Source organism: Microvirga massiliensis, assembly GCF_001006805.1.
Taxonomy (GTDB): Bacteria; Pseudomonadota; Alphaproteobacteria; order Rhizobiales; family Beijerinckiaceae; genus Microvirga; species Microvirga massiliensis.
Map to the genome: position 1 here is coordinate 364,425 of NZ_LN811350.1, position 22,689 is coordinate 387,113.

The 22,689-nt window shown below is 66.3% G+C and carries 24 protein-coding genes and 1 pseudogene; 7 read left to right on the forward strand and 18 right to left on the reverse strand.

The window, feature by feature from the left end; genetic code table 11:
• Positions 1-206: 206 nt before the first annotated feature.
• Positions 207-1,064, forward strand: coding sequence for a hypothetical protein (locus tag BN1233_RS01645; protein WP_046861750.1), 858 nt, complete (start codon positions 207-209; stop codon positions 1,062-1,064).
• On the opposite strand, the gene BN1233_RS01650 is transcribed toward BN1233_RS01645, so the two are convergent.
• The 4 genes and pseudogenes from BN1233_RS01650 to BN1233_RS49455 all read right to left on the reverse strand — a co-directional run bounded on the left by BN1233_RS01650 (position 1,039) and on the right by BN1233_RS49455 (position 2,742).
• Entirely contained in the window at positions 1,039-1,389 is a 351-nt protein-coding gene (locus BN1233_RS01650) for a hypothetical protein (RefSeq protein WP_052763664.1), read from the reverse strand. The genes BN1233_RS01645 and BN1233_RS01650 overlap by 26 nt on opposite strands.
• A 5-nt stretch (positions 1,390-1,394) precedes the next feature.
• Positions 1,395-1,799 carry a molybdopterin-binding protein gene (locus BN1233_RS49445; RefSeq protein WP_244470865.1) on the reverse strand — a complete coding sequence of 135 codons (405 nt, stop codon included), beginning with the start codon at positions 1,797-1,799 and terminating at the stop codon, positions 1,395-1,397.
• 106 nt (positions 1,800-1,905) lie between these two features.
• A pseudogene (locus tag BN1233_RS49450) lies at positions 1,906-2,241 on the reverse strand (molybdopterin-dependent oxidoreductase); the annotation flags it as partial.
• A gap of 15 nt (positions 2,242-2,256) precedes the next feature.
• The gene (locus tag BN1233_RS49455) at positions 2,257-2,742 is read right to left on the reverse strand and encodes a twin-arginine translocation signal domain-containing protein (protein WP_244470862.1); all 486 of its coding nucleotides are present in this window, start codon (positions 2,740-2,742) and stop codon (positions 2,257-2,259) included.
• 217 nt (positions 2,743-2,959) lie between these two features.
• Here BN1233_RS49455 and BN1233_RS01660 point away from each other — a divergent pair, with 217 nt between their 5' ends.
• On the forward strand, positions 2,960-3,280 hold the full coding sequence (locus BN1233_RS01660; protein WP_046861751.1) for a hypothetical protein: 321 nt from the start codon (positions 2,960-2,962) through the stop codon (positions 3,278-3,280).
• 77 nt (positions 3,281-3,357) lie between these two features.
• On the opposite strand, the gene leuB is transcribed toward BN1233_RS01660, so the two are convergent.
• From leuB to BN1233_RS01675, 3 genes are all read right to left on the reverse strand, one after another.
• On the reverse strand, positions 3,358-4,464 hold the full coding sequence (gene leuB, locus BN1233_RS01665) for a 3-isopropylmalate dehydrogenase (protein WP_046861752.1): 1,107 nt from the start codon (positions 4,462-4,464) through the stop codon (positions 3,358-3,360).
• Between the two features lie 93 nt (positions 4,465-4,557).
• A complete protein-coding gene (locus tag BN1233_RS01670; RefSeq protein ID WP_046861753.1) occupies positions 4,558-4,935 on the reverse strand; it encodes a RidA family protein in 378 nt (125 codons plus the stop codon).
• A 4-nt stretch (positions 4,936-4,939) separates the two neighbouring features.
• The gene (locus BN1233_RS01675; RefSeq protein WP_046861754.1) at positions 4,940-6,124 is read right to left on the reverse strand and encodes a lytic murein transglycosylase; all 1,185 of its coding nucleotides are present in this window, start codon (positions 6,122-6,124) and stop codon (positions 4,940-4,942) included.
• Positions 6,125-6,280: 156 nt separating this feature from the next.
• Here BN1233_RS01675 and rlmN point away from each other — a divergent pair, with 156 nt between their 5' ends.
• Positions 6,281-7,597: a dual-specificity RNA methyltransferase RlmN gene (gene rlmN / locus BN1233_RS01680; protein WP_046861755.1), complete on the forward strand. Its 1,317-nt coding sequence runs from the start codon at positions 6,281-6,283 to the stop codon at positions 7,595-7,597.
• A complete protein-coding gene (locus BN1233_RS01685; protein WP_046861756.1) occupies positions 7,594-8,073 on the forward strand; it encodes a hypothetical protein in 480 nt (159 codons plus the stop codon). Before rlmN ends, BN1233_RS01685 begins: the two co-directional genes overlap by 4 nt.
• 18 nt (positions 8,074-8,091) lie before the next feature.
• Here the strand turns inward: BN1233_RS01685 and BN1233_RS01690 are convergent, their stop codons facing one another.
• Positions 8,092-8,730 (reverse strand): LysE family translocator, encoded by a 639-nt coding sequence (locus BN1233_RS01690; protein WP_046861757.1) that lies wholly within the window; start codon positions 8,728-8,730, stop codon positions 8,092-8,094.
• 153 nt (positions 8,731-8,883) lie between these two features.
• Between BN1233_RS01690 and BN1233_RS01695 the strand changes: the two genes are divergently transcribed.
• The 3 genes from BN1233_RS01695 to BN1233_RS01705 all read left to right on the forward strand — a co-directional run bounded on the left by BN1233_RS01695 (position 8,884) and on the right by BN1233_RS01705 (position 10,992).
• Positions 8,884-9,501, forward strand: coding sequence for a LemA family protein (locus BN1233_RS01695; RefSeq protein WP_046861758.1), 618 nt, complete (start codon positions 8,884-8,886; stop codon positions 9,499-9,501).
• Between the two features lie 24 nt (positions 9,502-9,525).
• Entirely contained in the window at positions 9,526-10,317 is a 792-nt protein-coding gene (locus BN1233_RS01700; protein ID WP_046861759.1) for a TPM domain-containing protein, read from the forward strand.
• Positions 10,318-10,383: 66 nt separating this feature from the next.
• Positions 10,384-10,992 carry a TPM domain-containing protein gene (locus BN1233_RS01705; protein WP_046861760.1) on the forward strand — a complete coding sequence of 203 codons (609 nt, stop codon included), beginning with the start codon at positions 10,384-10,386 and terminating at the stop codon, positions 10,990-10,992.
• 130 nt (positions 10,993-11,122) lie between these two features.
• On the opposite strand, the gene BN1233_RS01710 is transcribed toward BN1233_RS01705, so the two are convergent.
• From BN1233_RS01710 to BN1233_RS42565, 10 genes are all read right to left on the reverse strand, one after another.
• Positions 11,123-12,526 carry an amidase gene (locus tag BN1233_RS01710; RefSeq protein WP_046861761.1) on the reverse strand — a complete coding sequence of 468 codons (1,404 nt, stop codon included), beginning with the start codon at positions 12,524-12,526 and terminating at the stop codon, positions 11,123-11,125.
• Positions 12,527-12,671: 145 nt separating this feature from the next.
• Positions 12,672-13,391 (reverse strand): ABC transporter ATP-binding protein, encoded by a 720-nt coding sequence (locus BN1233_RS01715; protein ID WP_046861762.1) that lies wholly within the window; start codon positions 13,389-13,391, stop codon positions 12,672-12,674.
• Positions 13,391-14,107: an ABC transporter ATP-binding protein gene (locus BN1233_RS01720; RefSeq protein ID WP_046861763.1), complete on the reverse strand. Its 717-nt coding sequence runs from the start codon at positions 14,105-14,107 to the stop codon at positions 13,391-13,393. The genes BN1233_RS01715 and BN1233_RS01720 overlap by 1 nt, the downstream gene beginning before the upstream one ends.
• Positions 14,085-15,038, reverse strand: coding sequence for a branched-chain amino acid ABC transporter permease (locus BN1233_RS01725; protein ID WP_046861764.1), 954 nt, complete (start codon positions 15,036-15,038; stop codon positions 14,085-14,087). Before BN1233_RS01725 ends, BN1233_RS01720 begins: the two co-directional genes overlap by 23 nt.
• Positions 15,035-15,919, reverse strand: coding sequence for a branched-chain amino acid ABC transporter permease (locus tag BN1233_RS01730; RefSeq protein WP_048708895.1), 885 nt, complete (start codon positions 15,917-15,919; stop codon positions 15,035-15,037). The genes BN1233_RS01725 and BN1233_RS01730 overlap by 4 nt, the downstream gene beginning before the upstream one ends.
• A gap of 125 nt (positions 15,920-16,044) precedes the next feature.
• Complete coding sequence (locus BN1233_RS01735) at positions 16,045-17,235, reverse strand: ABC transporter substrate-binding protein (RefSeq protein ID WP_046861765.1); 1,191 nt, start codon at positions 17,233-17,235, stop codon at positions 16,045-16,047.
• A 216-nt stretch (positions 17,236-17,451) separates the two neighbouring features.
• The gene (locus BN1233_RS01740; protein ID WP_046861766.1) at positions 17,452-18,813 is read right to left on the reverse strand and encodes an aldehyde dehydrogenase family protein; all 1,362 of its coding nucleotides are present in this window, start codon (positions 18,811-18,813) and stop codon (positions 17,452-17,454) included.
• Positions 18,810-19,769: a 4-hydroxy-3-methylbut-2-enyl diphosphate reductase gene (gene ispH / locus BN1233_RS01745; protein ID WP_244470860.1), complete on the reverse strand. Its 960-nt coding sequence runs from the start codon at positions 19,767-19,769 to the stop codon at positions 18,810-18,812. The genes BN1233_RS01740 and ispH overlap by 4 nt, the downstream gene beginning before the upstream one ends.
• Positions 19,757-21,040 (reverse strand): hydroxysqualene dehydroxylase, encoded by a 1,284-nt coding sequence (locus BN1233_RS44090; protein WP_046861767.1) that lies wholly within the window; start codon positions 21,038-21,040, stop codon positions 19,757-19,759. The genes ispH and BN1233_RS44090 overlap by 13 nt, the downstream gene beginning before the upstream one ends.
• The gene (locus BN1233_RS42565; protein ID WP_052763665.1) at positions 21,037-22,689 is read right to left on the reverse strand and encodes a squalene/phytoene synthase family protein; all 1,653 of its coding nucleotides are present in this window, start codon (positions 22,687-22,689) and stop codon (positions 21,037-21,039) included. Before BN1233_RS42565 ends, BN1233_RS44090 begins: the two co-directional genes overlap by 4 nt.

The window sequence follows — 22,689 nt, forward strand, 5'->3', positions numbered from 1 at the left end:
GCGCCGCCCGGACCTCACCCACTCACCAGGACCAAATTGCTGAACTTGACGCACACAACTGCCCGGCCGAGCCGGTTCCGATCCCGTGTGTTCGTCAAGAACTCGTTCAGGTTAACGCTCGAAAGCCTCGCCCCGGCGAGCGTCCTGTCCCGCGCGAGACCCATTTCCGCGGTATTCGATTCAAACCCGAACGATCCGGAGGATTCATGGCGGCCGCATCGCTCGATCTTTCCTGCTCGCACGATCCGCAAGCGTTCCCGCTCGCTGCGGAATCCGACATCAGCCGACCACTGCGCCGCGCCCGCCGCCGGCGCAGGCGCCAGCCGTGGCTGCGCCGGATCGTGCTGGCGTCGGCGTGCATCGCCGTGATCGCGCATTTCGCGACGGATCCGGAGCAGGAATCCGGGAAGGTCGCGGGCAAGCCGGTCCATGACCTGCAGACGGCGACCGAGGCGGCCCTCGTCGCGCCGCCGCCCCGCTGGGAGCCCTTCGAGGAGGCATCATCGCTCTTCGCGCTTCGATCCCCGGACGGAGTGCTGCAACCCGCGGACACGATCCGTCGCCACCGCTCCGGGGCTCGCCAGGATGGCTTTGTGTTCGGGAGCCCGGGCGACGAGGGCTATGCACAATTGACCATCACCCGAAACCTCGATGAGGCGCCGACGAGCTTCTTCGTCGAACTCGTCCGGTTGGCGGGGGAGGCCGGGTTGGCCATTACGCGCAGCCAGCAGGGCTTCTCCGTCGAGACGAAATTCGGGCCCTTCGAGGCGGCCGGCATCACGGCGTCCGGGCCGGCCCGGCAGGATTGCATCGCCTTCCGCTTCGCTGAGGCCTCCATGAGCCTGCGAATGGGCGGGTGGATTTGCGGATCCGAGGAGCGCCCCGTCGATCGCGGTCATCTTGCCTGCCTAATCGACCGTCTCGCCCTGATGCCGGGAGCCGATGACGAGGCGATGGACGAGTTCTTTGCACAGGCGGAGACCCGACGCGACCCCGTCTGTGCCCCGGCAGCGCCCGTCGCCCATCGCGACGGCACGGCTACTGCGGCGCGAAAGGGTTCTTGAAACCACCGGCGCGCGCGGGCGCACGCGGCGGGTAGTGCTCGGCAAGATAGTCGAGGATGCGATTCCGGTCGGCGCCCTCGACGGCCGGCATGCCATGGCGCTCCGTCATCCAGTCGAGCGTGCTGTCCCATTGCTGGCGGCTCATGCCTTGGCTCGAGACGAGCTTGAACCCGTGGCAAGCCGTGCAAAGACCGAAGGTCTCGTCACGGCCCGCGCCGGCCGGCAGGTCTTCGACCTGCTCGTCGCGGGGCGAGAACGCACCTTGAGCCACGGCCGGCCCGGCGAGGATCAGGGCAAGCACGCTGCCGAGAAGAAGGCTGTGCATCACGTCTACCCGATGAGGATCGCGACGCGTTGCATCGTGTTGCCGCCGTAACCCTGCGGATTCCAGTTCGGAGCGACGGGCGGCTGCATGCGGCCGCGCGAATCCATCGCCCGCGCCCAGATCTCGAAATAGCCGTCGCTGGGAAGGGTGAGCGTCGTCGTCCAGCGGTTCCAGTCGTAGCGATTGCGCACCGGCGCGAGCGTAGTTTCCGACCAGGTCTGGCCGTAATCGATCGAGACGTCCACGCGCGCCACGGTGAGATCGCCGGCCCAAGCCGCCCCGCGCAGGGCGACGCTGCGCGTTCCGGCCGGAAGCTTGGTGCCGTTCGCCGGGTTCGTGATGATCGACCGCACGGGCATGGATTCGAGAATGCGGAAATTCTTCTCGTCCGCCTTGCCGCCCGGAACCATCGGATTGATCGGCACCCACCCGATAGGACGTGCCGGTCATGCCGGGCCCGTCATGCTCGCGATCCCGGAGCGTGATCCGGTTGAGCCATTTGTGGCTGGCGGAACCCGGCCAGCCGGGGACGAGGAGGCGCACCGGGCCGCCGTGGATGTTCGGTAAGGGCTCGCCGTTCATCGCGAAGACGAGCAGGTTCATATCGTTCATCGCTTTCGCGATCGGGACACCGCGCGAGAGCGTCTTCTTGTCGGGATCGCCCGATAGGTGCAGGTCCGCCCCGTGATGGGCGGTGTAGATTCCGGAAGGCTTGACGCCGGCGGCCTTCAGGACGTCGGCGAGCGGCACGCCCGTCCAATCCGCGCAGCCGGCGCCGCCATTCGTCCATTGGTTGCCGCGCGCCTGGGGCTGGAAGAAGGACCGGCCGTTACCGCCGCACTCGAGAACCATTCGGTATGTCTTCGGCTAGAAGCGGCTCTTCAGCTCGCCGAGCGTGAGCTTCAGCGGCGCGTTCACTTCGCCATCGATCGTGATCTCCCAGGAATCCGGATCGGACGGGCTCTCGGGGATCTGGCCGTTGTTGCGGATGAAGAACTTCTCCGTCGGCGTCGTCTCGTCGTCGAGGAGGTGCTCGGGCGTCTCGGCCACGAGCGGGCGCTCGCCGAGCACGGAGAGGTTCGGATTCTTGCCCGGGAAGTCGAGCGGCTGAGGCCCCGGGCTCGAGCCGCTTCCCGAGGATGTCCCTTGCGCGAAGGCAGCCGGGATGAACCCGGACGGAATCGCTGATGCGAACGGGATTGCGCCGCCGACCGCTGCGCCGAGCGCAGCAAGTCCGGCACCATTCAGGAATCCTCTCCGGTTGGGCCCTGTACGACGGCCGAAGATTTCCGCTTCGGCCCGCTCGGAATCGTCCGAATAGAGCTCTTCGAGTGAACGTTCGATCCTGGACATGGCGTCGTCTCCCTGCTGCCCGTCATCTTTGGCGATGAACTTGCCGGAACCGCCCGGGGCGGTTCCGGCGGCCAGGATCTAAGCCGCTTTGCCGACGGGCAACAAGCGTACATCCCGGATTCATGTGGACACGTTGGACAGCCGGAACTTTCGAGCCTCCGCGTCTTTGTCAAAGGGCTCTCATCATGAGGCGCAAATTCGCGCCAGGAGGGGTGTCGTGAAGCGCTCGACGTTCGTGGGGTTGGTCACACTTGCAGCATTGGCAGCCATCCCGACGCTGGCGGAGGCGCAGAGCCGCCGGGCCAACGGACCGCTCATCTTGCGCGTGCAGCCGCGCAACTTCCTGGATCCCGGCACGGTCGTGGAGCCGGGCTCACTGAACCGCGGCGCGAGCGCATTCGCGCAAACGCAGGCCTACGTCCTCTCACCACCCTACGCGAACTGGGGTGACCGCTTCGGTGAAGGGCGGCTGCCCAATCCGATCACCGGACCCTATGTCGGCGCGACCAATCCTTTCGGCCCGATCAGCTGGCGGTAACGCCCCACCTCTCCCGCCAGGGGAGAGATGAAGAGCAAGGTTGGTACAACGACGACGTCGATCAGTCGCGTACCATCCTACGACAGAGTCTCCAGCTCCTTCACGATCGCGTCGCCGAGATCACTCGTGGCGACCGCATTCGCGCCGGCCGGTGCGATGTCCTTCGTGCGCAGGCCCGCGGCGAGCACTTGGGCGATCGCGCGCTCGAGGAGATCTGCTTCCTCGATGAGGCCGAAGGAATAGCGCAAGGCCATCCCGAAGGAGCCGATCATCGCGAGCGGATTGGCGAGGCCTCTTCCCGCGATGTCCGGCGCCGAACCGTGCACGGGCTCGTAGAGCGCGCGCCGGTGGCCTGTCTGCGAATCCTCGGCGCCGAGCGAGGCCGAAGGCAGCATACCGAGCGAACCCGTGAGCATCGCGGCGATATCTGAGAGGATGTCGCCAAACAGGTTATCGGTGACGATCACATCGAACTGCTTCGGCCAGCGCACGAGCTGCATGCCGCAATTGTCAGCGAGCACGTGCTCGAGCTGAACGTCCGCGAACTCGTCGCCGTGCACCTGCGTGACGACCTTGCGCCACAGCACCCCGCTTCGCATGACGTTGTGCTTTTCCGCGGATGAAACCTTGTTCCGCCGCTTGCGCGCGAGATCGAAGGCGACGCGCGCGATGCGCTCGATCTCGCCGGTCGTGTAGATCTGCGTGTCGATGGCGCGCTGCTGGCCGTTCTCGAGCGTCACGATCTCCTTCGGTTCGCCGAAATAGACGCCGCCCGTGAGTTCGCGCACGATCATGATATCGAGGCCTTCGACGACCTCGCGCTTCAGCGACGAGGCATCGGCGAGCGCGGGATAGCAGATGGCTGGCCGGAGATTGGCGAAGAGGCCGAGATCCTTGCGCAGCCGCAGGAGACCGGCCTCCGGACGGGCCTCGTAGGGCACGCCGTCCCATTTCGGTCCGCCGACGGCGCCGAAGAGGACCGCGTCGGCGTTCATGGCGCGCGCCATCGCGGCATCACTGATCGCGACGCCGTGCGCGTCATAGGCGGCTCCACCGACGAGATCGGTCTCGGTCTCGAAGCCGGTGCCGCGCTTGCGGAACCAACCGATCAGCTTCTCGACTTCGCGCATGACCTCCGGGCCGATGCCGTCGCCCGGCAGGAGAAGAAGTTTGTGTGTGGCCATTGCGGTGCCCCTTTCGATGCCGTGGGTGTAGGCGGGGCGATATGGGCTTGGCAAGCAGGGCTGCGGGTCCCGCACGGCCCGGCGGAGCGTGCCCTACGTGCGCAGGGCAGTGACCTCGATCTCGACCTTCATCTCGGGCTTCAGGAGCCCGGTAACCGTAAGGGTCGCGGCCGGACGGATATCCTTCAAGACCGTGCCGCAAACGGTGAGCACCGGCTCCGCGAAGGCGCGATCGGTGACGTAATACTGGCAGCGGACGATATCTTCGAGCGAGGCCCCGCATTCGTCCAGGACGCGCGCGATCGTCGCCCAGGCATTGTGCGCCTGGGCGACCGGATCCTCCGGCATCGTCATCGTGGCATAATCGTAGCCGGTCGTGCCGGAGACGAAAATCCACGGCCCGTGCACGAGGGCTCGGGAATACCCGAAGGCTTCCTCGAACGACGAGCCCGTGGAGATCCGGCGGCGCATGCCATCAGCCTCGGCGCAGGACCGACAGAACCTTGCCGCCCGGACGCCCGGTCTGCGGCATCCCGATGCGCCGCTCGATATCCTTGATGGCCTCCCGGGTTTTCGACCCGACCCGGCCGTCCGGTTCTCCGACATCATAGCCCTGGGCCGTCAGAAGCCGCTGCAGTTCCCGCCGCTCGGCGCGCGACAGCGGCGGATCGTCCGTTGGCCACGCCGTCTGGATTCCCGGCCGGCCCCTCAGGATATCGCTGAGGATCGCGATCGCGAGGCCGTAGGACTCGGCGGCATTGTAGGAATAGAGCGCATCGAAGTTCCGGGTCACCAGGAAGGCGGGGCCATTGAGCCCGGCCGGCGCGATGATTCCGGCCGGGTAGTCACCCGAGAGCGGGCGCCCATCGACACGCGTCACGCCCATGGCGGCCCAGGAGGAGACCGCACGCTTGTTCTTGCGTCCCAGCAACCCTGCCTTGAAGCCGCCGGGCAGCCTGACCTCGTAACCCCAGGGCATTCCTGACTGCCATCCGGCGCGCTTGAGGAAATTGGCAGTCGATCCGAGGGCATCCGGGACCGAACTCACGATATCCCGCCGGCCGTCCCCGTCGAAGTCGACGGCGAGGCGCTGAAACGTCGAGGGCATGAACTGGGTATGGCCGAAGGCGCCGGCCCAGGATCCGCGCAGGCCGGCCGGAGCGATGTCTCCGTCCGCGATGATCTTGAGTGTCGCCATCAGCTCGCCCGTGAAATAGTCCTGCCGGCGCGGGGCGTAGCAGGAGAGCGTCGCGAGCGACTGCACCAGCGGTCGGCCGCCGATATCCTTGCCGAAATTGGACTCGACGCCCCACACGCCGGCGATCACGTAGCGGTCCACGCCGAAGCGCGCCTCGGCTGCTGCGAGAGCCTGGCCCCAGCGGCGCATGGCGTCACGCCCGTCCCCAACCCGCTCCTCGTCGACGAGGAAGCCGAGATAATCCCAGATCGGCGTCTTGAACTCCGGCTGGTTGTTCATGAGGTCGAGGATCGTCAGATCCGGCTCCACCCCTGCCAGGGCGGCATCGAAGGTAGAGCCGGAAATGCCGCGCGGGGCTGCCTTGGCCTTCAGGCCGGCGAGACAGGATCTGAAATCCGCCTGCGCGGCGGCAGGCGTTGCAACGAGAAGCGGAAGGAGGAGAAGGAGCGAGCGTCGAATCATGGCAGGACGCTTGTAACGGGATTGTGGTTAAGACGAGGGTAAGGCGGAGAGACCGAAGGTCTCAGGGCCTGCAGCGATCCCCGAGGACCGCTCTCCCGTTTTCGCCGCAATGCGCCTATATGAGGCGTCCGAACCCCTCATTGTGAAGGCCCTCTCATGGCGACGGCGCTCGACATCGCCAAGCTCGACTCTCGTACGACCTCGCCCGTGGCACGGGACGCCGCCGGCATCGAGAAGACTCCCGATATCGCCAAGGTGACGCCTGCCGCGGATGCGCGGCGCTCCCTCGTGGGTCTGACACGGGAAGAGCTTCACGCGGCGCTCGCGGAGATCGGGGTGCCGGAGCGGGAGCTCCGCATGCGTGTCACGCAGCTCTGGCACTGGATCTATCTGCGCGGCATCCGTGACTTCGACGCAATGACGAATGTCGGCAAGGCGTTGCGCTATCGGCTTGCAGAGAGTTTCACGCTCGACCGGCCCGAAGTTGTGTCGGAGCAGGTGTCCCGCGACGGGACCCGCAAGTGGCTCCTGCGCATGACCTCGACTGGCCCCCTCGACAAGGGAGCCGAGATCGAATGCGTCTACATCCCGGAATCAGATCGCGGCACGCTCTGCGTGTCGAGCCAAGTCGGCTGTACGCTCACCTGCTCGTTCTGCCATACCGGGACGCAGCGGCTCGTCCGTAACCTGACGACCGCGGAAATTGTCGCGCAGGTCATGGTCGCCCGCGACCGGATTGGCGACTGGCCCGGCGCAATGCCGCCGGACGGCGCGCGCGAGCAGGGCCTTCTGCCTACCGAGGGCGAGCGCTTCGTCTCGAACATCGTCTTCATGGGGATGGGCGAGCCGCTCTACAATCTGGATGCGGTCACGGCGGCGATCCGCGTGATGAGCGACAACGAGGGCCTCGGCCTGTCGCGGCGGCGCATCACGGTCTCGACCTCGGGCGTCGTCCCGCAGATCGAGCGCCTCGGCGCGGAAGCGAACGCGATGCTCGCGATCTCGCTGCATGCGGTGCGCGACGAGCTCAGGAACGAGCTCGTTCCGCTCAACCGGAAATATCCGATCGCGGAACTCCTCGAAGCGTGCCGCAACTATCCGAGGCTCTCGAATGCGCGGCGCATCACCTTCGAATACGTGATGTTGAAGGACGTCAACGACAGCGATGCGGATGCACACGCGCTCGTGCGTCTCCTCAAGGGCATTCCCGCCAAGATCAACCTGATCCCGTTCAATCCCTGGCCCGGCACGCGCTACGAATGCTCGGATTGGGAGCGCATCGAGCGCTTCTCCGAGATCGTGTTCCGGGCCGGCTACGCCTCTCCGGTGCGCACGCCGCGCGGGCGCGATATTCTCGCGGCCTGCGGTCAGTTGAAGAGCGAGACCGAGAAGCTGCGGGCGCGCGCCCGCATGATGATGGAAGCCGGAATCGGCGCCGAGGGTGTCTATGCCCTCGGCGACTCGGCTTCATGAGGATTCTCGGCCGGCTGCTTCTCGACGCCCTCGCGCTCGTGCTCGCCGTCCCGACGGGAGCGGTCGTCCTGTCCGTGGCGCTTGTCACCATGTTTGGCGAGGAATTCCTCCGCATGGCGCCGGACTTCCTCGATCTCATGGTTTCCGCCGCCATCGTGGACCCGCTAATCGTCGCGGAGGGCTTCGCAACGCTCCTGTTCCAGATCCTGCCGGTGCTGCTGCTGCTCCCGCCGGCCTTGACGCTGCTCGCCGGCGAGATCCTCGATATCCGCAGCATCCTGTTCCACGCCGGCGCGACCGGCGTTGTCACGGCTGCCCTGCCGTTCCTTCTCCGCTCCGCGGAGCGCGCTGCCACGCCCGAGGAGATCCGCCTGAGCCTCGCGCTGGGGATCGCAGGTCTCGCCTCGGGCACGATGACCTGGCTGATTGCGGGGCGCTCGGCCGGGTTCTCACGGCCCGAGCCCGTGATGCGCTGAAGCCCCTCGGGTCTCGTCCTATCGCGAGGCGACGAGGATTCTCAGCGCAAAGGCGGAGAACAATCCCGCGAAGCCGTAATCGATCGCCCGCAGGAGCCGCGGCCGGCTGCGCAGGAGCGCAATCACGCGCTCTGCCGCCAGGATCATGAGTACTGCGAGCGGCACCGAGAAGGCGACGAAATACAGCCCCAGGAAGAGAAGCTTTCCGGAAGCGTGCGGATCGCCGGCCTCGACGAATTGCGGCAGGAACGTCACGAAGAAGAGAACGACCTTCGGGTTGGTGAGATTGATGCCGACGCCGAGCATGAAGCTGCGCCAGAACGAGGCGGAGCCCGGACGATCCGTGGAGACGTTGAGGGCCGAGCCGTGCCGGACCGCGTCGACGGCCAGCCAGAGCAGGTAAAGCGCGCCAACGATCTTGAGCGCCGTGAATGCGGTCGCGGAGGCCGCGAGCAGCGCGCTCAGCCCGAGCGCGGCGAGAAGCGTGTGACAGCAGCAGCCCGCCATGGCGCCGAGCATAGCCGCGATGCCCGCCTTTCGGCCGCCCGCGATGGTCTTTGCCAGGAAGAGGCTCATATCCGGACCGGGCGTAATGAACAGCGCGAAGCACGCCAGCGAATAGGCGAGGAGCACCCCGGATTCGGGGAGAAAGCTCATGGGATCCTCGAAGTGTCGAAAAAGGCTAGGCCCTGACGCGTTCGCCCGGGTTTCGCTGCAAGGGCTGCATAGCAGGATCTTGCCGAAACCGCACCGGGGCCCCATTCGTTGTGACCGCCGGTGATCTGCCGAGGTTTAGGGAGAGGGGAAACGATGTCCGCACACGCCATGACCGCCCGCGCCGGGAAGGGCATCGTCCGAACGATCCTCGTTGCGAGCGCCGTCTTGTTTCTGCAGGCCTGCGGAATTAACAACATTCCGACTCTGGAGGAGCACGCCAAATCGGCCTGGAGCGAGGTGCAGAACCAGTATCAGCGGCGCGCCGACCTCATCCCCAACCTTGTCGAAACCGTACGCGGCTATGCCCAGCACGAGCGCGAGGTCCTGCGCGAGGTCACGGAGGCCAGAGCCCGGGCGACCCAGGTTCAGGTCGATGTCTCGACAGTCACGAATCCCGAAAAATTCCGGGAATTCCAGGAGGCTCAGAATCAGCTCACCGGCGCCATCGGGAGGCTGCTCGCGACGGTCGAGCGCTATCCCGAACTCAAGGCGAACGGGAACTTCCTGGCATTGCAGTCGCAGCTCGAGGGCACGGAGAACCGGATCGCGGTAGCGCGGCGTGACTACATCGAGGCAGTCCGGCAGTACAACACGGAGCTACGCACGATCCCGGGCCGGTGGATCGCCGGGTTCGTGTATCCGGATGCCAAGCCGATGGAGACTTTCGCGGCCAGCGCCGGCTCGGAACGGCCGCCGCAGGTTCGGTTCTGATCCGGACCGGGTGGAGCGAGCCCCATCGTGATCTCGCGGCTCTCGCAAGGCACGGCCCGGGTCATCCTGATCTTGGCCGTGATCCTGCTCCCGCTGGTTGCACTCGCGCAGAGCTTTCCCGCTCTGACCGGCCGGGTCGTCGATGCGGCCGGGATTCTATCTCCGAGCGATGAGGCGGCCATTGCCGAGCGGCTACGGGCTCATGAGGAACGCACGACGAACCAGGTCGTGGTCGCGACCGTGCGCAGCCTCGGCGGCACATCGATCGAAGATTATGCAAACCGCCTCTATCGCACCTGGCAGCTGGGGCAGAAGGGCAAGGACAACGGCGTCCTTCTGCTCGTCGCCCCGAACGAGCGGCGGGTTCGCATCGAAGTCGGCTATGGCCTTGAAGGCACGCTGACGGATGCGCTGGCGAGCGTCATCATCAACACGACCATCGCGCCCCGCTTCCGCCAGAACGACTTTGCCGGCGGCATCAGGGCCGGCGTGGACGCGGTGATCTCGATCCTGAGCGACGACAGCGGGGAATGGAAACGCCCGGTGGAGGTGCGGGACGACAGCCGGACCGAGATCGATCCGTTCACCGTCCTGATCCTGCTCATCGTTCTATTCTACATCATATCCCGGTTTCTCTCCCGCGGTGGCCCACGCGGCCCGCATCGAAGGCGCCGCGGCGGCTGGATCATCCTCCCGGGGCCAGGCTGGGGCGGTGGCGGCTGGTCGGGTGGGGGCGGCTGGTCCGGCGGAGGAGGCGGCGGATTTTCCGGTGGCGGCGGCTCGTCCGGCGGTGGCGGCGCGTCGGGAAGCTGGTAGTCGGGTCGGGAAGCCGCACAGCCGGCCGTCGCCGGGGATCGCGCGCATGCCGGAATAGGGGTCGTGATGATCAATGCCGAGGAGCGGGAACAGCTCGCGCAAGCCATCCGGGATGCCGAAGCCCGGACGGCCGGCGAGATCGTTGTCGTCGTGGCCGCACAGGCGAGCGACTACAGGTCCTTTCCGATCCTTTGGGCGCTGCTCCTCGCGCTCGTCACGCCCTGGCCGCTGATCTGGCTCACCGGCCTGTCGCCGACGCGGATCTTCCAGATCCAACTCGTCGTCGCCCTCGTGGCGAGCGTCATCCTCTCTCTTCCGGAGCGCCGGCACCGGCTCGTGCCGGACCGCGTCAAGCGCGCGCGCGCCCACCAGGCGGCTTCTCACGAATTCGTGTCACGCGGGCTGACCCGCACCCGAGGGCGTACCGGGGTCCTGATCTATGTCGCCGTCGCGGAGCATTTCGCCGAGATCGTCGCCGACACGGGGATCAGCGAACGCGTCGACCCGGACATCTGGCGTCACCTGATCGAGGAACTGCTCGAAGCGGTCCGCCAGGGCCGGGCTGCAGAGGGGCTTCTGAAAGCGGTCGAGGCCGTCGGACGTATCCTCGCCGAGCATGCGCCGCCCCACGCAGATGACGAGAACGAATTGCCCAACAAGGTCATCGTGACTTGAGAACTGGCGCGGATTGGGCGGGAGGAGATTCTTGTCGAAGACGGAGTCGCATCCGATGATGCGACACTGGCCTTTTTCGTCATACCGGAGCAAGCAAACCCGGAAGGCGCCTCGAACGGCTGAGGGAGCCCTACCCCCCGCTCAGCCAGGCCGGCCGCCGCTTGTGCCAATCCGTTGCCTGCTGGTAGGCGAAGCCGATTCTCAGGACGAGTCCCTCGTCGTAGCCCCGGCCATTGATCTGGAGCGCCGTGGGCAGGCCCTCGGACGTGAAGCCGTTCGGGATCGACAGGGCGCAGAGATCCAAGAAATTGGCGAGCCGCGTGAAATGGGCCGGGGTCACGGCCTGGTCGACCTCGTCGAGCGGGATCGCTGCCGTACGCGTGGTTGGCGTCAGGAGCGCGTCGATGCCCTGCATGGCCTGCGCATAAGCGGCCTTGACGTCCGCACGCCTCTGCAAGGCCTGAAGGTAGTCCCGGGACGAGATGCTGCGGCCGGCCTGGACACGCCCTCGGACGTCGGGATCGAGAGCGAGGCGTGCGTCGTCGACGGTCTCGGCGAGAATGGCATAGGATTCGGCACTCATGATCCGGCCGTTGCTCACGGCGACATCGTCGAAGCCGCAGGGCAGCGTCGCGTCGACGATTTCCGCGCCGAGCTGCTCGAGTTGCCGGAGCGACTCGTCGTAGGCAGCGAGCACCTCCGGCGCGACATCTTTCCGTTCCGAATCCGGCATCCGCGCGAGGCGCAACCCGCGGACTCCCCGCTTGAGGTCCGACAGCGGAGCTCCGGCCGGGCAGGCCAGGGTCTTCAGGTCGCGCGGATCGAGCCCCTGCATGACCTCGTAGAGGAGCGCCGCATCCTCCACGGAATGGGCCATCGGCCCCGGGGTGTCGAGGCTCGGGCTCAGCGGCAGGACCCCATAGGTGCTGACCCGTCCGACCGTGGTCTTGAGGCCGCTAAGCCCGCAGAAAGAAGCCGGCAGGCGAACCGAACCGCCCGTATCGGTGCCGATCGCCCACGGCACGAACCCGGCGGCCACGGCCACACCGGAGCCGCTGCTCGATCCGCCCGGGACGCGCGCGGTTTGGAGATCCCAAGGATTCCAGGGCGTGCCCATGGATTTGTTCGTGCCCCAGCCTCCATAGGCGAATTCCACAGTATGGGTCTTGCCGATCACGATCATGCCGGCTGCGATCAGGCGCTGCACCAGGGTCGCGGTCACGGCGGAACGGCGCTCCCGCCATATGGCGGCGCCCCCGGTCGTGATCCGGCCGGAGATCTCGACGAGATCCTTGATCGCGATCGGAACCCCGTGCAGCGGACCGACGGCATGTCCGGCCCGGATCGCCTTGTCGGCCGCTTCGGCGGCCAGCCGGGCCTCCTCGGCATAGACCTCCGTGAAGGCATGGAGCTTGGAGTCCCGGCTCTCGATCCGGGCGAGACAGGCCTCGACCACCTCGACCGGCGAGAGCCGGCGCGCAGCGATGCTCGCCGCGAGTTCGTGCACGGGCAGGATTGCAGGGTCAGTGGTCATGGAATGCTCCAGGCGATGCCGAAACGGGTTGACGATCACGATCGATAATGAAGCGGTTGCGCTTTGTCACACCGGTAGGCTCTGCGACGCGCATGGGAACAGTCTCTCCGACTATGCCTTTATGCGGGCCTGATGTCGGGTGACATCAGAGACCAAGATAAGCCTTCCTGATCATCGGGTGGCCCTGGAGTTCCGCGGATGGTCCGTCGAGCACGAGGCGGCCATTCTCCAGCACATAGACGCGATGGCTGACATTCAGGACTTGCTTGACGTTCTGCTCGACGAGCAGGATCGGCAAGCCGGTCTCGGCCACGCGGCGGATGGCAGCCATCACTTCCTTCACGAGAAGGGGAGACAATCCAATGCTGGGCTCGTCCATGATCAGCATTTTCGGGCCGAGCATGAGGGCGCGCGCGATCGCCACCATCTGCTGCTGCCCACCGGAGAGCTGCGCCGCCTTGGCATTCGCAAATGCAACGAGATCCGGAAACAGATCGTAGACGCGCTTCAGATTCCTGTCCCGTTCGGCACGGGCCCGCGGGAGATACGCGCCGAGCATGAGGTTGTCCTCGACCGTCATGTTCGGGAAGAGCTGCCGTCCCATGGGGACATGGGCGAGGCCCTTCTCGGCCATGTGATGCGGACGAACTGCGCTGATTTCTTCGCCGTCGAAGACGATCCGGCCGCTCCACGGCGCAATCATCCCGGAGATCGCCCGCAGGATGGTCGACTTTCCGCTGCCGTTGCCTCCGACGAGGCCGACGAGCTCGCCTTCGTCGACGTGAAGGGAGACGCCGAACACAACCTTCAGGCTGCCATAGCCGAGTTCGAGGTTTTCGACTTCGAGGATAGGACGCCCGGCCATCAGTCGGTCCCGAGATAGGCTTGGATGACGCGCTCGTTATCCATGACTTCTCTCGGCGGCCCCTCCGCGATCTTCGCGCCGCTCGCCATGACGATGACGTGGTCCGACAGCTCGATGATCGCTTCCATGATGTGCTCGACCATCAGGATCGCGAGGCCCTTGTCACGCAGTCCCGCGACGAAGCTGATCATCTCGCGGAGCGACGGCGGATTTAGGCCCGCCATGATCTCGTCGAGGAACAAGACGCGCGGCTTGACGGCGAGCGCCCTGGCGAGCTCGAGCCGCCGCCGGCGCGCAAGGTTGAGGTCCATGGCCGGCTGGTCATAGCGATCCGCCAGCCCGACCTGCTCCAGAACATCCATGGCGAGCCTTTCCGCCGCCGCGCGCCTTCGCTCGGTCAGGAAGGCGGGCACGAGCACGTTCTCGAGCACCGTGAGCTCCTCGAACGGATGTTCCGTCTGGAAGGTCCTGCCGCAACCCTCGCGGGCTCGCTTGAAGGGCGGGAGGCGACTGACGTCGCGGCCGAACAGAGTGACGGTTCCGGCCTCTGCGGGAACGAAACCGGTGAGCGCGTTGAAGAGGGTGGTCTTTCCCGCTCCGTTCGGTCCGATGAGGCCGAGAATCTCTCCGGCTCGCAACGTGAGAGAGACGTTGTCGACGGCGGTCACGCCGCCGAATCGGACGGTGATCCCGTCAGCCTTGAGCGCGCTTTGCATAGATTCTCCGCGTGAGCGTACGCGACCATTCGCCGACGATGCCGCGAGGCAGGAAGAGAACGACGATCAGGACGAGGAAACCGTAGATCAGCAGGTTCGCCTCGGCGAAGGTGGTCCGGAAGATTTCTCCCGCACCGATCAGAACGAGCGCACCGGTTGCAGGACCCCAGACCGTGCCGCGTCCGCCGATGATGGCGGTGAGCGCAATCTGGACCGACACGAGCAGAGAGAAGAGCGTGTGCGGCTCGAGAAAGGACAGGACGATCCCGTGGAGGCCACCACTGAGCGCCGTCAGAGCGCCCGACAGCATGAAGGCTTTGAGCTTGACGCTCGCTGGGTCGATCCCAGCCGCCATGGCGGAATCCTCATCCTCGCGAACGGCGCGAAGCTGATATCCGAATCTGGCGCGCGAGATCAGAACGACGCTCCCGATCGCCAGCACCGCAAAGGCCAGCGCGAGATAAAACTGTGTCACGCGGGAGAAGAGATCGATCCCGAAAGGCTCCGGCAAAGTCGCGATGAAGACGCCCGTCGCGCCTCCCGTGAGCCAGCCCTCGTTGATGGCGATCATGCGGAAGATCTCCGCGAAGGCGATCGTCGAGAGCGTGAAATAGGGGCCGCGCAACGTGAAGGTGAGACGCCCCCAGCCATAGGCCAGGGCTGCCGCAACCAGCATGGCCAGCAGCACAGACCACCAGGGATCGATTCCGTAGCGCGATTGGCCGAGCGCAACGAAATAGGCGCCCAGCCCTACGAAGGAGGCATGTCCGAGACTGACCTGACCGTTCCAGCCGCCCAGGATATCCCAGGCCGTCGCCCAACCGGCGAAGAGCAGCACCGTGATGGCAATCGTCAGATACGCCGGAAACGCAAGAGGATAGAGGGCTCCGACGACGATCAAGGCGCCGAGGCCGAGTAGATGTCCGTTCATACGCGTTTGACCGTGCGACCGAAGAGACCCTCGGGACGCAGAAGCAGGACGAGCAGGAAGGCAATGAGTCCATAGGCGTCACGGTATTCCGATAGGAAATACGATGCGCCCAGAACTTCGGCCAAGCCCAGGAGCAGCCCGCCCGCAATGGCGGCCGGAATGTTCCCGAGGCCTCCGAGGACCGTCACGACGAAAGCCTTGAGGGTGTAGGTCGCGCCGGCGAAGGTCGGCGTCGCGAACAGGAGCGGAATCAGCGTGATGCCGGCGATCATGGCGAGCGTCGTGCCGATCCCGAAAACGATGCTGTGGATGCGCCGCGTGTCGATTCCGACGAGCTCCGCGCCGAGCCGGTTCTCGGCGGTGCCGCGGATCGCGCGTCCGATCTCGGTGCGGTTCAAGAGCCAGTAGAGGGCGGCGATGATCACCGTGGTTGCCGATCCGGCGAGGAGCAGCACCACGGAGATATTGACGCTGCCCAGAGTGATCGTGGCCGAGGCATAAGGGACCTGGACCGAGCGCGGCTCGGCGCCGAAGGTCAGAAACAAGAGATTGCCGATGATGAGCGAGATGCCGAGCGTCGCGAGCAGCGATGCTTCCGGAGGCGCATCCGCAATCGTGGCGAGCACGAGCCGCTCGATCGCAAAACCGATCGCAAAGCCGAGGGGCAGGGCGATGAGGATAGAGAAATACGGGTCGAGGCCGAAGACGAGATTGAACAGGATCGCGCTGTACATCCCGAGAACGACGAAATCGCCATGCGCGAAATTGATCGTGCGCATCACGCCGAAGACCAGCGTGAGTCCGACGCCGATCAGAGCATAGACGCCGCCGATCAACAGCCCGTTCAGGATGTTCTGCAGGAGGATCGCGATATCGGTCACCGTCGCTGAACTCCGGGTTGCCTGCCGGGAACCGCCACGGCGTTCCCGAACTCGCGAGACGAAAGGTTCGACCGAACCTGTCGAGACCGGGGGAGCGACGGCGCCGTCGCTCCCCCGCATTCATGTCAGCGTTCGGACCATGGCGGCGTCGGGTGACGGACCTCCGCGGCTGCGAGTTCGGCCGGGAAGACCGTCACGTGCTGGCCTCCCTGGATCTGCAGAACCAGGCTGCGGATCGGATTCTGGTTCTTGAAGCCGTCGAAATTCTCGAATCGGACGGTCGTGACCGGTGTCTTGAGATCGGTCTTCTCGAGAGCTTCGCGCACGGTCTCGCGTGACGTCGATCCGGCGCGGCGCAACGCATCGGCCGCGACCGCAAGGGCCAAGTAGCCTTCGGCCTCGTAGAAGGACGGTTCGGAGCCGGCGCGCGCCTTCAGGCGCTCGTAGAGATCCTTGGCGCCGGGATAATTGACGTCCCTGCTCCAGCTCACGACCGTTGCAATGTATTCCGAGATATCGCCGACCTGCTGGATGAAACTCGGCAGCGCGGCCGAGGTGTCGATGGCGATTGCTTTCGCGTTCAGGCCGACCTCGCGCATCTGCCGCGCAATCGCCACGCCGTCGTCGGCGTATGAGACGATGTAGAGGACATCGGGCTGTACCGACCGGAAGCGGTTGAGGATCGGACGGAAATCCGTAACGCCCTGGTCATAGGCCTGATCCCCGACGATCTTGTAGCCGCGCTCTTCCGCGAGACGCTTGCCGGCTTTCGCCAGCGAAGTCGGCCATGCGCCATTGCCGTACAGCATGGCGACATTGGTCAGGGGAATATCCGGCTTCTTTTTCTTCAGAAAGTCGAAGTAGTTGAAATAGGTGGTCGCAACGATCGTCGAGTTGTGCTTGGCGCGAAACACCCAGGGAGAGCCTGGATTCGTGATGCTGTCGTCGGCGCTGCCGAGCACGATGAGCGGAATCTTCCGGCGTGTCATGAACTGCGCCATTGGGCCCGTGATCGACGACGCGTAGGAGCCGATGATCAGCGGAACGCCCTGCCTGTCGAGCGCTTCGACGGCTGCCAGAGCGCTTTGCGCCTCCGAGCGATCATCCTGGACGACGAGTTCCAGCGGCTGGCCATTGATGCCGCCATTCGCGTTGATCTCGTCCAGCGCGACCTGCATTCCCGTCCGGTAGCGTTCGCCGAACGTCGCGAAGTTGCCCGAGAGAGAATTGACGACGCCGACCTTGACCTGGGCTTGGCTCGGAGCCCCGAACGTCACCAGCGACGCGGCCAGGGCTGCTGCAAAAGCGAACCTCATTACCTCCTCCGTCCGTGTTGTCACCCAGATGGTGACGGAGCCGCTCTCGCTGAATGCGGACGCTCCTTCGCATAGTCATAGATTGGTCGGTGACTGAGTGTCAGCCCGAAAAGCGGCGGATCCAAGCGGTTATCCCGCGCTGCGGAACCGCAACCCGCCGTGGCTCCGAAGCCTCGTGAAAGCCCCGCCTCGGGCGAGGCGAAACAAGCTTTCGGATCAGCGCAGAAGGCGTTCGATCAGCGACCGGGTCCGTGTCGTGTAGGGCGGATCGAGTAGGCGTGAGAGTGCAAACCGGCTCTGACGCACGACAGCCCGTCGGTTCGAGAAGGTGTCGAAGCCTGCCCGGCCGTGGTAGCGCCCGAAGCCGGAGGCTCCCACGCCGCCGAAGGGCAATCCATCGATCGCTGCCTGGGTTACGGTCCCATTGACGACGAGCGCTCCAGCCCGCGTGCCGTCAAGAACTGCGCGTTCCGCGGCACGGTCGCGCGTGAAGAGATAAACGGCCAGCGGGGTCGGTCGCGTCCGGATCCGGCTGATCGCGTCGCCAAGATCTGCGACCGTTTCGAGCGCGAGCACGGGTCCGAAAATCTCCTCGCAGGACAGGGGCGATCCAGGCCGGACAGGCGCGAGCACCAGCTCCGCGGGACGTGTGCCGCACCCGGCTTGGCCAAGTGCCTCGATCCGTTCTCCCGCTACGAGCGCATCGAGACGAGCTCTCTGACCATCCGAGGCTATTCCGGTGACAAGGCCATCCGGGTAGAGGCGGCGCACTGCCTCCTGCAGGGCTGCCGTAAAGGTCTCGCGCGCGATGCCGACGAGCAGCACGGTGTCGGGAGCGATGCAGGTCTGGCCGGCATTGAGCCCCTTTCCCGCCACGATCGCGCGTGCCACCTCGCCGAGATCGGCGTCGGGCAGCACCAAGACCGGACACTTGCCGCCGAGTTCGAGTGTCATCGGTGTGAGATTCTGCGCGGCAGCTGCCATGATCCGGCATCCGGTCCCGGTCGAGCCGGTGAAAAAGAGATGGTCGAACGGCAGCCGTGTGAAGGCCTCGGCCACGTCGGGACCGCCGGTGACCACCTGTGCGATCTCGGGCCCGAGCGCCTCGTTCAGGAGATCGGCCAGAAGGGCGGCGGTCCTGGGTGTCGCCTCCGAGGGTTTGAGGGCCACCCGGTTGCCGGCGGACAGGGCGGATACCAGCGGCAGGACCGCGAGCTGGAACGGGTAGTTCCAGGGGGAGAGCACGCCCACCACGCCGAGTGGCTGCGACACCTCCCAGGCGCGCCCGGGCCAGAACGGTAGGCCCACCGCCACCCGCCGCGGCTTCGCCCAGCGTGCGAGTCGCGGCCGGGCGTTGCGGATGGCTCTCACCGTCACCAGCACCTCGGCAATCAGCGTCTCCTCGCGAGCACGTCCACCGAAATCCGCATCGATCGCCGCTGCAATGGAGACGCGAGCCTCGAGGGTTGCCCTTTCCAGGTTGGTGAGCAGGCCTTTGCGGGTGGCGATGGGCAGGCCGCCATCGCGGCGATCCGCCATGCGCAGGACCTCGTAGGCGGCTGCAGCGGCGCTCGTCACCGGGTGACCGTTTCCCCGAGACGGTCGAGCGCACCGAGATCGACGGGAGCGAAGGTCACCCTTTCTTCTGCCACCGTGACCTCTTCGACCGCCACGGTGCGCCAGCCTGCAAGTTGTGCGATCGTCTCCTGCACGATCGTTTCCGGGGTCGAGGCTCCGGCGGTAAGTCCGAGGACGGATATGCCGTCCACGAATGTCCGCGGCAGCTCGCGCGCCTCCTCGACGAGGACGGTCGGACGGTTCGCAGCCTCGCCGAGGTCGCGCAGCCGGTTCGTGTTCGAACTGTTGCGGGCACCGCAGACCACGAGGCGCTCTGCCCTCGCGGCGACCGCGCGCAGGGCCGCCTGCCGGTTCTGCGTGGCGTAGCAGATCGTCTTCGTGTCCGGCCCCACGATGGCGGGAAAGCGCGCCTTCAGGGCCGCGATGATCTCGCGCGTATCGCTCACGGAAAGCGTGGTCTGGGTCACGTAGGCGACTCGTTCGGGCTGGGGGAGCGTGAGCCGCGCCACGTCGGCGATGCTCTCCACGACCAGGACCCGCCCCTCCGTCTGGCCGCAGATGCCTTGGACCTCCACGTGGTCGGCATGGCCGATCACGATCACCGTGCGGCCCTCGCGGGCGTGCCTGCGCACTTCTGTGTGCACGCGCCGGACCAGCGGACAGGTGGCGTCCACCAGTGGGAGCCGGCGCAGGTCCGCCTCGTCATAGACCTCCCGCCCGACACCATGGGCGCTGAGCACCGTAACGGCCCCATCCGGGATCTCGGATAGATCATCAACGAAGACGACATCGGCCTGTTTCAGGGTTTCGACGACGCGGCGGTTATGCACGATTTCGTGGCGTACATAGACCGGCCCGGCCGCTCGGCTGCGCACCATTTCGACGGCGTGGATGGCGCGCTCGACGCCGGCGCAGAAGCCTCGAGGAGAAGCAAGCAGGACGGTCAGCGGCTCCACGAGATCGCCTCCTTGGCTCGGGCAGGCCAGTCGAGCGCGGCGTTGCTCCGCTGCCAGCAGGCCAAGCGCGCCGCCGCTTCTCCGGCCCTGACCGAGGCCTCGATGGTGGCCGGCAGCGGCCCTCCCCAGTCTCCAGCGAGATCGAGGTTGACGAGACCTGTCGGCGGAAATCCGAGAGAATCGCCCACAGCATGACGGACGGTGGCACGCTTTTCCATGACGACGCGTGCGGGCGGCGCGGTCTCGGGCGCTGCGATGCCGATCGCCTGCAGTGCCGCGCGCACCTCGGGCCAGAGGCCGCCAGCGACTCTCGGGTCGGGCGGATCGATCACGCTCTTCGACGCCGAAATGGTGACGCTCGTGTGATCGGACCGCGCGAGCACCCATTGCGTCCGTGCCCCGCGCAGACCCACGAGTCTCGGCGCGGAGGCCCCCGGGGTCCGGTAGTGCACGTTGAGAATCGCCTCGGTCTGTCGTGGCACGGCGAGAGAGGGCAGCAGACGCCCGGCCTCCCAGGGTGGTAGGGCCAGCGCAACGCGATCGCCTTCTCCGAGATCAATGATTCCGTCCGCGAAGGCGAGGCCGGCCACTCGATTCCCTGTCCGAACGAGACCACGCAGGCGCGCATTGGTGACGATTTCGGCAGAAAGGGCTCGCAGGCGTCGCAGCGCCGGAGCGACGAGATCTTCCGTCAGGCCATGGCGGGCCACGAGGAGGCGCGCCGAGCCCGGCCAGGCGACTCGCCGCACGACATAACCGAGGCGGCGGGTCGAGGCAGTGGCTACGGGCGTATTCAGCACGGCGACCGTCAGCGGCTCGACGAAGCCCTCGAGGAGCGAGCTCTGAGGGAATGCTGCAGCGACGGGACGGTCCCGCAGCGGCAGCGCCAGCCGGGCGAGACGCAGGAGATCGGTGAGACGCAAGCCTGCCGGGCGCTTCGCAGGGTCGATCCAACTCCATGGGGAGAGGCCGACCCGGGCGAGGCGTCCCGACCGCAGGTCGAGAACGGGAATGCCGCCCGGTTCCGGCTCGATCCAGCCGGCGCGCGCGCCGATCTCTTCCAAGAAGGCGAGCGCCCTGGTGTTCGCAGTCAGGAGAGCATGCGTGCCGTTGTCATGAACGAACCCGTCCCCTGTCGCGATCGTCCTACACCGGCCACCAGCCTGCGCAGCCGCCTCGTAGAGCGTTACGGGAAGTCCGGCCTGAGCCGCTGTGATGGCTGTCGCCAGACCCGAGATGCCCGCGCCGATGACGTGAAGCGCTCCTGTCATGCCGGCCTCGCTGCGAGGGTCATGAGGCGGAGACGATCCGGGAGACCAAGATGTGGTCGGCTGGTGCACTCAGACCAGCCCCGCTTCACGAGCCGCGCCAAGACACAGCGGTAAGCTTCCATCATGAGGATCGCAGGCTTGAGCGCGCGGCGGTCGAGGCGCGCCAGCATGATATCGGCCGCGGCAAATCCCGCCTGCGCTTCGGCCGCAAGATCTCCGCAGGCTGCGACCAACCGTGGATCGCGCAAGAGGTCGGTCGCCGGGCGAGAGGCAAGCCCGTCGCCGATGCGAGACAAGGGGATGTAGACGCGGTCGAGGCGTGCATCCTCCTCGACGTCGCGCAGGATGTTGACGATCTGGAGGGTGCGGCCGAGCAACAGGGCAAAGTCCCGCGCTTGCGGGACTCCGAACGCCGCAATCGACAGAAGGCCCACGGAGCCCACGACACGGCGGCAATAAAGATCGAGAGCGGGATCGTCGGCGAGACGAACCCGGTCGACTGCATCCGCCTCCATGCCGTCGAGGACGTAATGAAACTCCTCGCACGGGAGTGCGAAATGCCGGCAAGCCCAGGCGAGCTCGCGCCCAAGCGCGGTAGCCGGGGCATGCGCCAACGCGTCGATATCGCGCCGCCAGCCATGGAGGAAGCGGATCTTCTCGGCCGGTGGAGCAGCAGAATCGGCAATGCCGTCGACCACGCGGCAGAAGGCATAGATTGCGTTCATCGCCCGCCGGCGCTCGCCTGAAAGGGTCGCGATGGCAAGCCGGAACGAGGATCCCGACCGGCGTACGATGGCTCGCGCCACACGTGCCTCGGCCCCCTGCCGATACCGAATCCGAACGGCGGCTGCAGCAAGGGCGAGCCCCACGTCGATTCGTCCGAGGGAAATCCGCCGGAGGAGCGGATCTTCCCGTCGCAAACGCGATGCGAGCCGTTCCGCAAGAGTAATCGTCACCGCGCTCTCGGCAGCCAAGCGCCGGCTGCGCAGCCGCTCGGGCAGGCAGGCTGCCTCCTGGAGCAGGGCGTCTACTTGGTCGAGCGCCGCATCGAGCACAGGGCGTCGCTCCGGGGCCGCCTCGGGGCGGAGGAAGATCACCTCTCCGCCGGCTCGCGCGAGCCAAGGCTGCGGCAGATAGATCCGGTCGAGACGCGCCGCGTCCTCGCCGAGATCCTGGAGATGGTTGAGGATCTGAAGAGCCGTGCAGAGAGCGTCCGCCGGTGCCGCCGCATCGGCTCCCTCTTCATGCAGCGCCAGCAGAAACCGCCCGACCGGGACGGCGCTGCGCTCGCAATAAGCCAAGAGGTCTGCCCAGTCGGAATAGCGCGATTTCGCGGCATCCTGGCGGAAGGCTTCGAGCAGGCGCTGCGCCTCGGGGATGCCGACCCCGAGCCGTTCATATACGGCGGCAAGATGGGCTGCATGTGGCTCGGCCGGATCGGCCGCCAGCAGCGACCGCTCCAGGGCCGCCAAGCGTGCAAGCTTCTCCGCCGGGTCGAGGGCCGGATCGTCCGCGATGTCGTCTGCCTTCCGCACGAAGCGGTAGAAGGCGAGAATCGGCTCCCGCAGGGAGGGGGCGATGAGGCGGGACGCAACCGGGAAGTTCTCGTCCCGGTGCGCCTTGGCAGGCCGGCGCGTTCGATCCGCCAT